15 protein-coding genes are annotated in these 13,890 nt (G+C 73.8%); 6 read left to right on the top strand and 9 right to left on the bottom strand.

Features of this window, described 5'->3' with window-relative positions; genetic code table 11:
- Nucleotides 1-67: 67 nt before the first annotated feature.
- From sigJ to DQ384_RS22590, 4 genes are all read right to left on the bottom strand, one after another.
- Nucleotides 68-940, bottom strand: a complete 873-nt coding sequence (gene sigJ / locus DQ384_RS22605; RefSeq protein ID WP_114030876.1) for an RNA polymerase sigma factor SigJ — start codon at nt 938-940, stop codon at nt 68-70.
- Nucleotides 941-1,124: 184 nt separating this feature from the next.
- The gene (locus DQ384_RS22600) at nt 1,125-1,487 is read right to left on the bottom strand and encodes a fluoride efflux transporter FluC (RefSeq protein WP_114030875.1); all 363 of its coding nucleotides are present in this window, start codon (nt 1,485-1,487) and stop codon (nt 1,125-1,127) included.
- Complete coding sequence (locus DQ384_RS22595) at nt 1,484-1,822, bottom strand: DUF190 domain-containing protein (protein WP_220183072.1); 339 nt, start codon at nt 1,820-1,822, stop codon at nt 1,484-1,486. The genes DQ384_RS22600 and DQ384_RS22595 overlap by 4 nt, the downstream gene beginning before the upstream one ends.
- Complete coding sequence (locus DQ384_RS22590) at nt 1,819-2,286, bottom strand: fluoride efflux transporter FluC (RefSeq protein ID WP_114030873.1); 468 nt, start codon at nt 2,284-2,286, stop codon at nt 1,819-1,821. Before DQ384_RS22590 ends, DQ384_RS22595 begins: the two co-directional genes overlap by 4 nt.
- A 235-nt stretch (nt 2,287-2,521) precedes the next feature.
- Here DQ384_RS22590 and DQ384_RS22585 point away from each other — a divergent pair, with 235 nt between their 5' ends.
- Together DQ384_RS22585 and DQ384_RS22580 are read left to right on the top strand one after the other, a co-directional pair.
- Entirely contained in the window at nt 2,522-3,010 is a 489-nt protein-coding gene (locus tag DQ384_RS22585) for a MarR family winged helix-turn-helix transcriptional regulator (protein WP_114030872.1), read from the top strand.
- A gap of 73 nt (nt 3,011-3,083) precedes the next feature.
- Entirely contained in the window at nt 3,084-4,529 is a 1,446-nt protein-coding gene (locus tag DQ384_RS22580) for an MFS transporter (RefSeq protein WP_114030871.1), read from the top strand.
- Nucleotides 4,530-4,625: 96 nt separating this feature from the next.
- On the opposite strand, the gene DQ384_RS22575 is transcribed toward DQ384_RS22580, so the two are convergent.
- Entirely contained in the window at nt 4,626-5,441 is an 816-nt protein-coding gene (locus DQ384_RS22575) for an alpha/beta fold hydrolase (RefSeq protein ID WP_220183071.1), read from the bottom strand.
- A 127-nt stretch (nt 5,442-5,568) separates the two neighbouring features.
- On the opposite strand from DQ384_RS22575, the gene DQ384_RS22570 reads away from it, so the two are divergent.
- The 3 genes from DQ384_RS22570 to DQ384_RS22560 all read left to right on the top strand — a co-directional run bounded on the left by DQ384_RS22570 (nt 5,569) and on the right by DQ384_RS22560 (nt 8,796).
- Nucleotides 5,569-6,924, top strand: a complete 1,356-nt coding sequence (locus DQ384_RS22570; protein WP_245966699.1) for an aminotransferase-like domain-containing protein — start codon at nt 5,569-5,571, stop codon at nt 6,922-6,924.
- 51 nt (nt 6,925-6,975) lie between these two features.
- A complete protein-coding gene (locus DQ384_RS22565) occupies nt 6,976-7,683 on the top strand; it encodes a VIT1/CCC1 transporter family protein (protein ID WP_114030868.1) in 708 nt (235 codons plus the stop codon).
- Nucleotides 7,684-7,884: 201 nt separating this feature from the next.
- The gene (locus tag DQ384_RS22560; RefSeq protein ID WP_114030867.1) at nt 7,885-8,796 is read left to right on the top strand and encodes a glycoside hydrolase family protein; all 912 of its coding nucleotides are present in this window, start codon (nt 7,885-7,887) and stop codon (nt 8,794-8,796) included.
- A gap of 79 nt (nt 8,797-8,875) precedes the next feature.
- Here the strand turns inward: DQ384_RS22560 and DQ384_RS22555 are convergent, their stop codons facing one another.
- Together DQ384_RS22555 and DQ384_RS22550 are read right to left on the bottom strand one after the other, a co-directional pair.
- The gene (locus tag DQ384_RS22555; protein ID WP_114030866.1) at nt 8,876-9,865 is read right to left on the bottom strand and encodes a sulfotransferase family protein; all 990 of its coding nucleotides are present in this window, start codon (nt 9,863-9,865) and stop codon (nt 8,876-8,878) included.
- A gap of 403 nt (nt 9,866-10,268) precedes the next feature.
- Complete coding sequence (locus DQ384_RS22550; protein ID WP_220183070.1) at nt 10,269-11,255, bottom strand: cation diffusion facilitator family transporter; 987 nt, start codon at nt 11,253-11,255, stop codon at nt 10,269-10,271.
- Between the two features lie 301 nt (nt 11,256-11,556).
- Between DQ384_RS22550 and DQ384_RS22545 the strand changes: the two genes are divergently transcribed.
- Nucleotides 11,557-11,916 carry an ArsR/SmtB family transcription factor gene (locus DQ384_RS22545; RefSeq protein WP_114030864.1) on the top strand — a complete coding sequence of 120 codons (360 nt, stop codon included), beginning with the start codon at nt 11,557-11,559 and terminating at the stop codon, nt 11,914-11,916.
- Nucleotides 11,917-11,994: 78 nt separating this feature from the next.
- Here DQ384_RS22545 and DQ384_RS22540 read toward each other — a convergent pair whose 3' ends face one another.
- Nucleotides 11,995-12,852: an ABC transporter permease subunit gene (locus tag DQ384_RS22540; RefSeq protein ID WP_114030863.1), complete on the bottom strand. Its 858-nt coding sequence runs from the start codon at nt 12,850-12,852 to the stop codon at nt 11,995-11,997.
- Nucleotides 12,849-13,673, bottom strand: a complete 825-nt coding sequence (locus DQ384_RS22535) for an ATP-binding cassette domain-containing protein (protein WP_281274092.1) — start codon at nt 13,671-13,673, stop codon at nt 12,849-12,851. Before DQ384_RS22535 ends, DQ384_RS22540 begins: the two co-directional genes overlap by 4 nt.
- Between the last annotated feature and the right edge of the window lie 217 nt (nt 13,674-13,890).

The raw sequence follows: 13,890 nt of genomic DNA, 5'->3' as shown, positions 1-13,890 counted from the left end.
TCTCCCTTCGTCGCCCCTTGAACCGGCGAGAGGGACGATCTGTGACAACGGGCCGGTGTGAACCACGTCACAGCGGCCGCGCCGCCATGAGGGCGAGCTTGTCGGGGTTGGTGATCGTGCGCAGGACGGTGATCCGGCCGTCGGCGAACTCCGGCACGGTGACGGCGATCAGCGCCCCACGGTGCCGGACGATCATCGCGGGGCCGCCGTTGACCGTGCCGATCACGGCCTCGGCCTCCTCCTTGAGGAACCGCCGGGCCAGGCCGTTCACGAACCGCAGCACCTGCAGGCGGCCGGTGATCGGACGCGACGCCGCCGGGCCCTTGCCGCCGCCGTCGGCCCAGGAGACGACGTCCTCGGCGAGCAGCCGCTCCAGGCCCGCGACGTCGCCCCGGGAGGCGGCGGCCAGGAAGCGTTCGAACAGCTTCGTGGCCTCCTCGGGCGTCGCGGTGAACCGCCGGCGCGGGTCGCCGACGTGCGCGCGGGCCCTGCGGTAGAGCTGGCGGGCGTGGGCCTCCTGGACGTCCAGGATGCCGGCGATCTCGCGGTGGCCGTACCCGAACGCCTCGCGCAGAACGAAGGCGGCCCGCTCCGGCGGGGTGAGCCGTTCCAGCAGCAGGAGCATGCCGAAGGAGAGGGACTCGCGCTGTTCGACGGTCTCCAGCGGGCCGAGGGCGCCGTCGCCGGTGAGGACCGGCTCGGGCAGCCACACGCCGACGTAGCGCTCGCGGCGGGCGCGGGCCGAGGTGAGCCGGTTCAGGCACAGGTTGGTGACGACCTTGGTCAGCCACGCCTCCGGCACGTCGACCTCGCCGCTGTCGCGCCAGCGCAGGTAGGCGTCCTGCACGACGTCCTCGGCCTCGGCCGCCTCGCCGAGCATGCGGTAGGCCAGCCCGAGCAACCGGGGACGGCTGGCCGCGAACTGGTCGAGCTTGGTCATGGCGGCCAGTCTCTCAGCGCGGGCGGGCGGGTCCGCGATCCCCTGGGCCTGTGGTCAACTTGACGAAATGCGTCGAACATGTCAGTTCGACAGGCCGCGGGTGCGCGGCTCGGCCGGCGCGTTCGGCAAGAGGCCGCCCGCCGGCCTCACCCGACGGCCGTGAGACCCGCCGGGCCCACGAATTTCAGCCGGTGAGGACGCGGGCGAGGGCCAGGCCGGCGTAGGCCGCGCCGAGGCCGGCGAGCAGGCTCGCGGCGACGTTGAGGGCGGCGTAGAGGCGCGAGCCGTCCTGGGCCAGGCGCAGGGTCTCGTAGCCGAACGTCGAGTAGGTCGTCAGCGCGCCGCACAAGCCGGTCAGGGCCAGCGCGGTCACGACCTGCCCGGCGGGGAGGCCTGCCAGCAGGCCCGCGAGGAACGACCCGGCCACGTTGACGGTGAGGGTGCCCCAGGGGAACACCGAGTCATGACGGGCCTGGACGAACCGGTCGACCAGGTAGCGCAGCGGCGCTCCGATCGCCGCCCCCAGCGCGACGAGCAGGACCGTCATCGCGCCTCCCGGGTGTAGCGGATCGCGTGGACGGGGTCGAGGACGGCGAGGCCCTCGCCGATCAGCTCGTCGATCTGCGGCAGGAAGGCGCGGATCTTCTCTTCCTCGTCCACGATGACGACCACCACCGGCAGGTCCTCCGACAGCGACAGGATGCGGGTGGTGTGGATGCGGCCGTGCGTCCCGTACCCCTCGATGCCACGCGTCACGGTGGCGCCGGCCAGCCCCGCCGCGCGGGCGCGGTGGACGATCTCGTGGTAGAGCGGACGGTGGCGCCACTGGTCGTCCTCGCCGACGATGACGGTCAGGCGCAGCGCCGGCATCTCGTGCCTCATGGCCGCCTCCCCCGCGAGGCGAGCAGACGGGCGGTGAGCGCCGACCCCGCCCACACCCCGGCCAGCGCGCCGGCGACGGTGGCCCCGAGGTACGCGAGCGCCGTCCCGGCCGCGCCGGCGGCGAGCGCCTGGTGGACGTCCACGACCGAGGTGGAGAAGGTGGTGTAGCCGCCGAGCACGCCGACGCCGAGGAACGGCCGCAGCAGGCGGCGCCCGGCCCACACCTCGCCGACGAGCACCATGAGGACGCCGATCAGCAGGCATCCCGACACGTTGGTGAGGAGGGTCGCCCACGGGAAGGCGCCGCGAGGGTGCGGGAGCGCGACCGACAGGCCGTACCGGGCCAGCGCCCCGAGCACGCCTCCGGCGGAGACGGCCAGCGGCACCGGGAGCGCGATCGACCGGGGTCGCGCCGTGCCCGGCGTGCCGGTGCCGGCGCCCGCGACGGTGCGGGGCTCGGTCATAGGTCCTCCTACCAGCATGGTGACGACGCATCTGGTAGGGACCGTTGGCGGTCGATCCGCGGTTCGCCTCCGCAGAGGGCGGCGGGCCCCACCGCCGCGGCCCCGGCCGGGGCTCGGGCCCCATCATATCGGCCCGCGCCCCCCGCACCGGGGACGGTGGACGGTGACCGGAGGGGTACGGAGCCGAATTAGTTCCGCTACGAAACAATCCGCTACCTAACGTATTCTCGAGGGTATGAGCACGCAAGCACCCTCCAGGAACGTCCGCGACCTCACCGGCCTGCTGGCCCACGCCGCCCACGTGCTGACGACCCGGCTGACGGCCGCGCTTGCCGAGATCGACAGCTCCCCGCGCGCGCACTGCGTCCTCTACCACGCCATGGAGGCCGAGCGGACGCAGATCCAGATCGCCGAGATGACCGACCTGGACAAGACGACCATGGTCGTCACCGTGGACGAACTGGAGCGCGAGGGACTGGCCGAGCGGCGCCCGTCCAGCACCGACCGCCGCGCGCGCATCGTCGCCGTCACGCCCCTCGGCGAGGAGAACGTCCGGCGGGGCCAGGAGATCGTCGACCGCGTGCACGGCGAGGTGCTGGCGGCCCTGCCGGAGGAGCAGCGCGAGGTGTTCGTCGAGGCGCTGACGAGCCTGGTCGCGGGCGAGCTCGCCAAGCCGATCGAGTGTGACAAGCCGGTACGGAGGCCGCGCCAGGCCCGCAAGTAATCCTCTGAAAGATAGTCTGTTAGCAGAGTATCTGCTACGGTCTTTTCTGTCGTTCTTGCGGACAGGAGAGACCATGCCGAACACCCTTCGTTCACGCCGGCTCGCGCTCGCGATCCTCTGCGCCGGGATGTTGATGATCATCCTCGACGGGGTGATCGTCACCGTCGCGCTTCCGGCCATGCAGCGCGACCTCGGCTTCACCCCCTCGGGCCTCACGTGGACCATGAACGCGTACATGATCGCCTTCGGCGGGTTCCTGCTGCTGGCCGGGCGGCTCGGCGACCTGATCGGCCGCAGGCGCGTGTTCGTCGCCGGGCTCACCGCCTTCACCGCCGCCTCCGTGCTCTGCGGCCTGGCGACCGGCCCCGAGATGCTGATCGTGGCCCGCTTCCTCCAGGGAACGGGCGGGGCGATGGCCTCGGCCGTCAGCCTCGGGATGATCGTGACGCTGTTCCCCGAGCCCGCCGAGCGGGCCAAGGCGTTCGGCGCGTTCAGCTTCGTCGGCGCCGGGGGCGCCTCGATCGGCCAGGTGCTCGGAGGCGTGCTCACCCAGGGCCTGAGCTGGCACTGGATCTTCTTCATCAACGTGCCCATCGGCCTGGTCGCCATCGTGATGGCCCTGCGCGTGCTGGCCTCCGACCGGGGCCTCGGCCTGCGCCAGGGCGCCGACGTCCTCGGTGCCGCCCTGGTCACCTCGGGGCTCATGCTGGGCGTCTACACGATCGTCGAGGCCGAGGGCCACGGCTGGGCCTCCGCGCACACCCTCGGCTTCGGCGCCCTGGCGATCGCCCTGCTCGCCGCGTTCGTCCTGCGCCAGGCCAGGGCCGCCAAGCCCCTGCTGCCGCTGCGCGTGTTCGCCTCGCGCAACGTCTCCGGCGCCAACCTCATCCAGATGCTGATGGTCTCCGCGCTGTTCGGGTTCCAGGTGCTCATCGCCCTGTACCTGCAGAACGTCCTGCACTACGACGCCGCCCGGACCGGCCTCGCGATGCTGCCCTGCGCGGTGGCGATCGGCCTGGTGTCGCTGCTGGTCGCGGCCCGCGTGATCGCCCGCTTCGGCGAGCGCCGGGTGCTGCTGGCCGGCCTCGCCCTCCTGAGCGCCGGCATCGGCCTGCTGACCCGGCTGCCCGTCGCGGACGCGAACTATGTCACCGACCTGCTGCCCACGATGCTCTGCGGCGCCGGGTTCGGCCTTTCGATCACCGCGCTGACGACCCTCGGCATGTCCGCCGCCCGCCCCGACGACGCCGGACTCGCCTCGGGCCTGTTCAACACCACCCAGCAGGTCGGCGGCGCGATCGGCCTCGCCGTCCTGACCACGCTCGCCGCCTCCCGCGCCGACGCCCTCTCCGCCTCGGGTAGCGGGCGTGAGGCCGCGCTGACCGGCGGCTTCCACCTCGCCTTCGCCGTCGGAGCGGGTCTGCTGCTCGTGTCCCTCGTCCTGGCCTTCACGGTGCTGCGCGAGAACCGCGCCACCGCGGACGCCGAGACGCGCACACCGGAGCCGGCCCAGGTCTGACCGGCCGCGGGGCCCGTGGGCGGCGGGGACGGCGTGGCCGGAGGCGGCAGGGAACCGTCTCCCGGGGGCATACGGGGACGCGGGGGCCGGGTTTCCTCATCCAGCCGCTCTGACGGCCCCGACGGCGGCCAGCAGGGCGCGCACCGCGGCGTCGAACCGCTCGGGGCGTTCGAGGTTCGGCATGTGGGCGGCGCCCTCGACCACCACGAGCGCCGCCCCGGGCACGCGGTCGCGCAGATACTCGGCGTCGGCGACGGGCGTGAACGCGTCGTCTCGGCCGACGACGACCAGCGTGGGCACGGTGACCTCGGTGAGCGGGTCGCTGTAGTCGAGGCGCTCGGCCCGGCCGAGCAGCGCGGCGGCGGCGCCCTCGGGCGGGGCCGCGCGCATCATGCCGAGCACGTGCGCGGCGACTTCGGGCAGCGCCTCGACATTGTACGGGGCGATCATCTTGGCCAGCACCTCCTCGGCGTAGGGGCCCATGCCCTCGCGCAGCAGGCGAGCGGCCTGAGCGTGCCGGGCGGTCCTGCCGTCCGAAGTCTCGGCCTGGGCGAAGGTGTCGGCGAGCAGCAGGCCGCGCACCCGGCCGGGGAACAGGCGGGCGAACTCCATCACGATCTGGCCGCCCATGGAGAGGCCGCCGATCACCACCTCGCCGAGGCCGAGGTGGTCGAGCAGCGCCGCGATGTCCCGCGCGAAGGTCTCCAGCGGCGTGACGCCGGGGACGACGGTGCTCTCCCCGTAGCCGCGCAGGTCCGGGGCTATCACCCGCAGGCCCGGCCCGGCGAGGGCGGCGAGCTGCGGGGCCCACATCGAGCGGTCGAAGGGGTGCCCGTGCACCAGCACCAGCGGCTCCCCCTCGCCCGCGTCGTCGTACCCGACCGTGATCCCGTTGACGAAGGCCCTGCTCACCACGTGCCCCCCGTTGTCTTCGCCGCCCGCTCGCGCGGCGCGGCGGCCGTCCTGATCGCGATGCTAGGAGCGCGGCCCCGGTCGGTGCAATATTCTCTTTGCACTCGGTGCAATGCCGGGTTTGCTGGTGAGCGTGAGGTTCATGGACGACTACCGCCGGATCGCCGACACCGTGGCGGCCGAGATCGCCACCGGAAGGCTGCGCCCGGGAGACCGGCTGCCGCCGCAGCGCGCGTTCGCCCGCCGCCGGGGCATCGCCGGCTCCACCGCCGCCCGCGTGTACCGCGAGCTCGCCCGGCGCGGGCTGGTGGTCGGCGAGGTCGGGCGGGGCACGTTCGTCCGGGCGGGCGAGCGGCCCACCGGGCACGCGCTGGTCGAGCCCGGCGGCGCCCGCGTGGACCTGGAGCTCAACTACCCGGTCGTGGCCGAGCAGCCCGCTCTGCTCGCCGAGGGCCTCGGCCGCCTGACGCGCCCCGACGTGCTGGCCGCCTCCCTGCTGCCCGTCGGCCCGTCCGGCACCGCCGAGGCGCGCGAAGTCGCGGCTCGGCTGCTCGCGCGGGGCGGCTGGGAGCCCGATCCCGCCCGTGTCCTGTTCGCCGGAAACGGACGCCAGGCCATCGCGGGCGCCCTCGCCGCGCTGGTCCCGGCGGGAGGACGGCTCGGCGTCGAGGCGCTGACCTACCCGATGGTCAAGGCCATCGCCGCGCGGCTCGGCGTCACGCTCGTCCCCCTTGCCACCGACGAGGCCGGGGTTCGCCCCGACGCGCTCGCCGCCGCCCACCGCGGCGCTCCCCTGCGCGCGGTCTACCTGCAGAGCGCCGTGCACAACCCGATGGCCGTCACCATGCCCGCCCGGCGGCGCGCCGAGATCGCGGACACACTGCGCGACCTCGGCCTGTACGCCGTCGAGGACGCGGTCTGGGCGTTCCTGCGCGAGGGCGACTGGCCGCCGATCGCCGCCCTCGCCCCCGAGCGGACCGTCCTGGTCGACAGCCTGTCCAAGCGGCTGGCCCCCGGCCTGACCGTGGGGTTCGCGCTCACCCCGCCCGAGCAGGCCGCCTCGGTCGCCGCCGCCCTGCGGTCCGGGGCGTGGACGGCCACCGGGTTCGCCCTGGAGGCGGCGACCCACTGGATGGCCGGCGGCACCGTGGCCGCCGTCGAGCGTGCCAAGCGCCGCGACGCCGGCGAACGCCAGCGGGTCGCCGCCGCGTGCCTGGCCGGGTTCGCCACCCGGGCCGACCCGCAGTCCTACTTCCGCTGGTGGGAGCTGCCCGAGCCCTGGCGCGCGGAGACCTTCGTCGCGGCGGCGGCGCGCCGGGGCATCGCGGTCACGCCCGCCGCGTCGTTCGCCGTGGCCGCGCGCAGCGCCCCGCCGGCGGTCCGCGTCGGGCTCGCGTCGCCGACGATCGCGGTCCTGACCCGGGCGCTGGACACCCTCGCGGCCCTCGCCCGGCGCACGCCTGAGGACGCGGGCGAGGACTGAAGCCCTACCCGTCGTACACCAAGGAAATATGGGTATTTGTACAGTTCTTCTATGACCACCACGCGCGCCGAAGTGCACCACAGCCACCGGGACGTGACCGGCGGGTGGCTGCGTCCCGCCGTCTTCGGCGTGATGGACGGCCTCGTGTCCAACGCCTCGCTCATCGCGGGCGTGGTCGGCGGAGGCGCGAACAACACCGCGGTCACCATCGCCGGGCTCGCGGGCCTGGCCGCCGGCGCCTTCTCCATGGCCACGGGCGAGTACACCTCGGTGCGCTCGCAGTCGGAGATGACCATGGCCGAGATCGACGTCGAGCGCCGCGAGATCGCCCGCAACCCGCAGGCCGAGGAGGACGAGCTGGCGCAGCTCTACGAGTCGCGCGGGCTCACCCCCGAGCTGGCCCGCGAGGTCGCCCGCCAGCTCCACCGCCAGACCGACGTCGCCTGGCGCGTGCACGCCCGCGAGGAGCTCGGCGTCGACCCCGACGACCTGCCCTCGCCGTGGGTGGCGGCCGGGTCGTCCTTCCTGGCCTTCGCGATCGGCGCGCTCGTCCCGCTGCTGCCCTTCCTGCTGGGCTTCGGCTCGGTGCTCGCCGCCGTGCTGCTGACGGCGGCGGGGCTCGCGGCGACCGGCGCGATGGTGGCGCGGCTGACCGGCCGTTCGCCGCTGTACGGCGGGGCCAGGCAGCTCCTGCTGGGGTCGGCGGCGGCCGCCGTCACGTACGGGATCGGCAGCCTGGTGGGCACGGCGATCACCTGAGGCGCCGCGCCTCCTCCTTCCCAGGGGTGATCGGTCATGATGCCGCCGCGTACCCCGGACGGGGGGCACGCCGGTGGCGCGATGCCGGGTTTCGTCCCGATCCCGGGTGCGAAGGGCGGAGGTCAGGGGTGCGATAAGGCCCCTGACCGGCCACGTCTTCCCTCGGCAGGGGTGAATGTTGTCTATTGTTTCGACGTGCCGATGAATACGAACGACCCTCAGAACGACGCCGGTCCGGCGTTGCCGCGGCCCCGGCCGGACCGCTCCGTGCTCGTCGTGGCGCCGCCCGAGGACGCGCCCGGCCACTGGGCCGGCGCGCCGAGCGCCGTCCTGGCCGACGGCGTCGTCCACCTCGCCTACCGCCTCAGGCGCCCCATCGGCCAGGGACGCGGCTACGCCGTCGTCGTCGCGCGCTCCCTGGACGGCGAGCGCTTCGAGACGATCTACACCCTCCACCGCGAGGAGGTCGACACCGAATCCCTGGAGCGGCCCGCCCTCGTCCGCACGCCGGAGGGCGTATGGCGGCTGTACATCAGCTGCGCCACCCACGACTCCAAGCACTGGCGGGTCGAGCTGATCGAGGCGGACGACCCCGCGCGGTTCGACGCCTCGACCCGGCGCGTCGTCCTCCCCGGCGACCCCAAGACCGGGGTGAAGGACCCGGTGATCGTCCGCCACGACGGCATGTGGCACCTGTGGGCCTCCTGCCACCCGCTCGCCGACCCCGGCGAGGAGGACCAGATGGTCAGCGACTACGCCACCAGCCCCGACGGGCTGCACTGGACGTGGCACGGCACCGCGCTCAGCGGCCGTCCCGGCTGCTGGGACTCGCGGGGCGCCCGGGTCACCGCGGCCGTCCGCCACGACGGCACGCTGTACGTCGCCTACGACGGGCGGGCGACGGCCGAGGAGAACTACGAGGAGCGCACGGGCCTGGCCACGGGCACCGACCCCGCGACGCTCACGCCCGTCGGTGAGGAGCCGCTGGCCGAGTCCCCGTACGGCGGCCTGCGCTATCTGGACGTCCTGGAGCTCCCGGACGGCCGCAAGCGGCTGTACTACGAGCTGACCCGTCAGGACGGCGCGCACGAACTGCGCACCGAACTGCGCTGAACCACTCCCGGAGGCGGCGGTGGGCGTCGGCGGGCCGGCGGTGCCCGGCGACGCCCCGGGCGACGACCGGGCCTTCCGGTCAGGAGAGGCGCGGGCGGCCGTTGCGGGCCTGACGCTGGCCGGGGGGCCGGTCGCCCATCAGCCCTCCGGACCTCTCCCGGGGCCGCAGCCAGTCGCTGAAGTCCTCGCCCGTCACCTGGTGCAGCAGGGCGACGTCCCTTTCGAACCGGGGGATCAGGGCCTGCCGTTCGTCCCAGCTCAGGGGGCGGCGCGGGCGGCCGTTGTCCTGGAGGGCGACCTCCAGCGACTCGGTGAGGCGGCCCGCCAGCGCGCCCGGCAGGTGACGCCCGACGGCCGCGCCCGCGCGCATCACACGTGACAGCGCCTGGTGCCGCAGCGTCCGCTCGGGGTGGGCGGTGACGTTCTCCCGGGGCACCTCGGCGATCACCCCGGTCTCCACGCCGAGGAACCCGCAGATGCGGTCCAGGGTCGCCCGTGGCGCGTCCACGAGGTCGCGGTAGCGGAGCACCAGGACGTTGGCCGGGGGGAACAGCTTGAACAGGTCCCGAAGCTGCTCGCCGTACCGGCCGAGCCCGACGTAGTGCCAGAAGGCCGACCAGCCGGCGGCGACGCGGCGCTCCTCCTCGGCGCAGGCGCGCACCACGTCGCCGATCGGCTCCAGCCCCGCCGACCACAGGTGCGTCCAGTTCGAGTGCGCCCGCTCGACCGGGTCGCGCAGCACGACGATCAGCCTGGCGTCCGGGATCGTCGCGTGGATCCGGCGCTGGGCCCCCCGGTCGTACAGGTAGAACGGGGTGGACTCGCCCCTCAGCGTCCCCGGCGGCGCCTTCTCGAACAGCGCCTCGTAGTCCTCGCGGCGCCAGACGTGCTCGCGGAAGGTCTGGGCGTCGCCCGGCCCTCCCCGCGTGGGCGGCGGCCCGTCGGTGAGGAAGAACTTCGGTTCCTTGACCGCCGACATGAACAGCGCGGGGTGTCGTGCGAGCGCCGCGTGCAGGGCGGTGGTCCCCGCCTTCGGCGCTCCGATCACCAGGAAGTCCGGTAGGGCCATCCGATCCCCTCGGTGAAGAACGGCAACATCGGCCAGCATACCCACTTAATGCGTAGGAAAAGGGGATTTTGACCGATCATGGACAGCGCTTTGGGATCCCACGACCGGCATACGCGCAGGTGAGACAGGTCTCTCCTGCTCACCCCGCGGCGAGCGACGTATCAGGTTCAGAGAGTCGGCCACGCGGACTCGTCGATGACCACCCCTCCGGGCAGGGAGATCGCCTGGGGCGAGATGCGCGTGGGAGCCGTCAGGTCTTCGAGGAGGCGGGGTTCGCGGAGGTCGGCCCCCCACAGTACGGCGGGTCGTCATGCGGATCGACTTCGGACACGCGGGCCGCCCACGGCGACGCACGTGACCGATCGGCGCCGTCCGGCCTGTCCCGGGCCGGACGGGCGCCGGGTCAGCGGGGGCTCGGGATGCGGTGGCCGAGGAGGGAGGCGTGGTGGTCGGCGGCGTGGGGGCCGTCGGGATCGGCGTGGACGGTGGCCGCGCGCAGGCACGGTACGCGGTGGATGAGCCGGTGCTCGGCCTCCACGGCCACGGCGTGCGCCTCGATCACCGACACGCGGTGGTCCACGGTGATGTCGACCTCGGCGTGCAGGGCGTGGCCGATCCAGCGCATGCGGACGGAGCCGACGCTCCGGACGCCGGGCGTGGCGGCGAGCACCTGCTCGGCCGAGTCGAGCAGGTCCGGGTCGACGGCGTCCATCAGCCGGTGGTAGATCTGCCGCGCGGCGTCCCGCAGGACGAAGCAGATCGCGACGGTGATCAGCAGGCCCACCAGCGGGTCGGCGGCGCGGAACCCGAGCGCGGAACCGCCCGCCCCCAGCAGCACCGCCAGGGAGGTCAGGCCGTCGGCGCGCGCGTGCAGGCCGTCGGCGACCAGCGCCGCCGAGCCGATCTCGCGGCCCACCCTGATGCGGTAGCGGGCCACCCACTCGTTGCCGAGGAACCCCGCCACGCCCGCGGCGGCCACCCAGCCGAGCGCGCGGACGTCCTGCGGGGCGAGCAGCCGCTGGACGGCCTCGTAGCCGGCCATCACGGCCGAGGCGGTGATCACGGCGACGATCGCCAGGCCCGCCAGGTCCTCGGCCTTGCCGTAGCCGTAGGTGAAGCGGCGGGTCGCCGCGCGCCGTCCCAGGGAGAAGGCCACGGCCAGCGGGACGGCGGTCAGCGCGTCGGCGAAGTTGTGCAGGGTGTCGCCGAGCAGCGCGACCGAGCCGGAGTAGGCGACGATCACGGCCTGGACCAGGGCGGTCGCGACCAGGACGGCGAACGACAGGGCGAGGACGCGCATGCCCCGGCGGCTCGACTCCATGGCGGCGTCGGAGCGGGCGGCACTGTCGTGACTGTGCGGCGCGAAGAGGTGCACGGCCGCCGCCCGCATCCTCGTGACCTTCGGCCTCGGCCCGTGGGCACCTTCCCCCGCTTCGGCCTTGCGCCCGTGCCCATGCCCGTGTCCGTGCCCGTGCCCGTGCCCGTGCCCGTGTCCATGCGCATCGACATGGCCGGTTCCGTCGGCGATTTGGTGGCCGTGGCCGTCGCTTCCTCCCTGCCCGGCCTCGTGATCCCGGGCGGTGGGCGAAGGGCCGTCGGGAGGTGGAGAGACGTGCCTCGGGTGGTCGGACATGGACACCTCTTCCGCGGCCGTTTGCGGGGATCGACCTTCGCGCGCATTATATGTAGTCATGTACGCACGCGACAACGGATCAGGTGCGCATCCGTTGCAGGAGCAACCCAGTGCCGCCCAGGTCGAGACCGCCGTCGACGCCTTCCGCATGCTCGGCGACGCCACCCGGCTGCGGCTGATGTGGCTGCTCGCCTCGGGCGAGTACGACGTGACCTCACTGGCCGAGGCCGTCGGCACGGCCAGGCCCTCCGTCTCCCAGCACCTCGCCAAGCTCCGGCTCGCGGGGCTGGTCGACACCCGCAGGGAGGGGCGCCGCGTCCTGTACCGCGCCCGCGACGCGCATGTCCGCCGTCTGATCGCCGAGGCCCTCTTCCACGCCGACCACGAGGTGTCCGGGATTCCCCGCCACGACACCTGACCCACGTCCGCACCTGGACACCATGCCGGCGCCCGCGACGCCACGCCCCCCTGTCCGGCTCCGAGCGGGAGAGGCCGGTCAGGCGTCCGAGCGGGAGAACCGGAGCGCCGCCGTCCCCACGAACACGACGACGTAGGCGGCGAGCGCGGCCAGCGCGGCGAGCGGGGGCAGCCCGGCGCTTCGCGCGAAGGGGCCCTGCGTGATGTCCTCGTCCGGCGTCCATCCGGCGAGCTGGTCCGGCAGGTTGGCCGGCATGAACATGGCGACCCGCACGCCCCACGGTTCAGGGAGGACGCCAAGGGCGAGGGCCGGCAGGACGAACGTCAGGCCCGCCACCGCCACGATCGCCGCCGCGGTGGACCGCGTCAGAGTACCCAGGCCGAAGCCGACCAGGGCCACGACCATCACCGACAGTCCCATGCACACCAGGAGGGGCGCCTTCGCCGCCAGGGAAACCGGGTGCCCCGGGAACGCCCGGTCCCCCACGATCCACGCCTCGACGGCGACGACGGCGAACAGCACCGCCGTGCCCGCGACGAGCGAGACGGCCGCAAGCGCGACCGCCTTGCCGACGAGCAGCCGTCCCCGGCGGGGAACGGCGACGAGGCTGGTCCTGATCATTCCGCTCGAGTACTCGCCCGTGATCGCGATCACGCCGAGCACCCCGATCACGAGCTGGACGAACGGCAGGAAGTACTCCTCGACCGCGATGCCCTTCCACCGTGCCCGGGTCGCCGCCGGGAGGCCGTCCCACGCGCTCACCGCCTGCCAGGTGAGCAGGGCGGTCAGCACCACGATCAGCGCGGCGGCGCCGAGAACGTAGGACGTCGAGCGCACCGACCGCAGCTTGATCCACTCGGACGCGACGACATCGGCCGCCGAACGGCCCGCGCCCTCCCCCGCCGGGACGGCTTGCGTGAGTCCCTCGCCGCTCATCGCCCGTCTCCCCCGTGGACGCCGAGCCCCGGCCGGTACTCCATCTCGCCGGAGGTCAGCGCCAGGTACGCCTCCTCCAGGGAAGCGCCGCGCGGGGTGACCTCGTGGACCGCCATGCCATGCCGGACGGCCAGGTCCCCGATGCGGGCCACCTCCATGCCGCTCACCGACAGCCCGCCGCCGGGATCGCCGGTCACCTCGGCCCCGGCACCGGTCAGCACTGCGGCCAGCTCGGCGGCGCGGGGCGAGCGCACCAGCACGCCGCGCCCGTACCGCTCGGCCAGCTCGCGCACGGAGGTGTCGGCGATGAGGCGGCCGCGGCCGATGACGATGAGCCGGTCGGCGGTGAGCTCCATCTCGCTCATCAGGTGGCTGGAGAGCAGGACGGTGCGCCCGCCCCTGGCGAGGTCGCGCATGAGCCCGCGGATCCACCGGACGCCGTCGGTGTCGAGGCCGTTCACCGGCTCGTCGAACACCAGCACGCCGGGGTCGCCGAGCAGGGCGGCGGCGATGCCGAGGCGCTGCCGCATGCCGAGGGAGAAGCGGCCGACCCTGTGGCGGGCGACGCCGGCGAGGCCGGCCTGCTCCAGCACCTCCGTGACCCGGGCCCGGCCGATGCCGTTGGCGCGGGCGAGCGCCCCGAGATGGTCGAGGGCCCGGCGGCCTCCCTGCACCGCCCCGGCGTCGAGCAGGGCGCCGACCTGGCGCATCGGCCGGCTCAGGGAGGCGTACGGCCGCCCGCCGATCAGCGCGCGGCCGGAGGTGGGGGCGCTCAGGCCGAGCAGGGCTCGCATCGTGGTGGTCTTACCCGACCATGGGATATGACAGTTCTTTTCGGTAGAATGGGATCAACAACGACGAAGCCGGAGGGAACAGGACATGACCAAGCGAGCAGCCATCCTCGCCAGGATTGTTGCCCGGCGCCGAAATTGCCGACGAGGTAGGCGCTGAGGATGCCGATGATCTGGGATGAGAACACCCCGCCGTGGGTGGTCCGGCGGGGTGTTCATCGGCGAGGTGTCGTTGTTCGTCGGCATG

Source organism: Sphaerisporangium album, assembly GCF_003323745.1.
Taxonomy (GTDB): domain Bacteria; phylum Actinomycetota; class Actinomycetes; order Streptosporangiales; family Streptosporangiaceae; genus Sphaerisporangium; species Sphaerisporangium album.
This window is presented reverse-complemented; position numbering and strand designations above follow the sequence as displayed.

What these genes read in the sequence shown, in the direction of transcription:
- sigJ (WP_114030876.1), bottom strand. Translation starts at nt 940, where the DNA reads ATGACCAAGCTCGACCAGTTCGCGGCCAGCCGTCCCCGGTTGCTCGGG.
- DQ384_RS22565 (WP_114030868.1), top strand. Translation starts at nt 6,976, where the DNA reads ATGACCACCACGCGCGCCGAAGTGCACCACAGCCACCGGGACGTGACC.
- DQ384_RS22580 (WP_114030871.1), top strand. Translation starts at nt 3,084, where the DNA reads ATGCCGAACACCCTTCGTTCACGCCGGCTCGCGCTCGCGATCCTCTGC.
- DQ384_RS22540 (WP_114030863.1), bottom strand. Translation starts at nt 12,852, where the DNA reads ATGAGCGGCGAGGGACTCACGCAAGCCGTCCCGGCGGGGGAGGGCGCG.
- DQ384_RS22600 (WP_114030875.1), bottom strand. Translation starts at nt 1,487, where the DNA reads ATGACGGTCCTGCTCGTCGCGCTGGGGGCGGCGATCGGAGCGCCGCTG.
- DQ384_RS22590 (WP_114030873.1), bottom strand. Translation starts at nt 2,286, where the DNA reads ATGACCGAGCCCCGCACCGTCGCGGGCGCCGGCACCGGCACGCCGGGC.
- DQ384_RS22595 (WP_220183072.1), bottom strand. Translation starts at nt 1,822, where the DNA reads ATGAGGCACGAGATGCCGGCGCTGCGCCTGACCGTCATCGTCGGCGAG.
- DQ384_RS22550 (WP_220183070.1), bottom strand. Translation starts at nt 11,255, where the DNA reads ATGCGGGCGGCGGCCGTGCACCTCTTCGCGCCGCACAGTCACGACAGT.
- DQ384_RS22545 (WP_114030864.1), top strand. Translation starts at nt 11,557, where the DNA reads ATGTACGCACGCGACAACGGATCAGGTGCGCATCCGTTGCAGGAGCAA.
- DQ384_RS22555 (WP_114030866.1), bottom strand. Translation starts at nt 9,865, where the DNA reads ATGGCCCTACCGGACTTCCTGGTGATCGGAGCGCCGAAGGCGGGGACC.
- DQ384_RS22560 (WP_114030867.1), top strand. Translation starts at nt 7,885, where the DNA reads ATGAATACGAACGACCCTCAGAACGACGCCGGTCCGGCGTTGCCGCGG.
- DQ384_RS22585 (WP_114030872.1), top strand. Translation starts at nt 2,522, where the DNA reads ATGAGCACGCAAGCACCCTCCAGGAACGTCCGCGACCTCACCGGCCTG.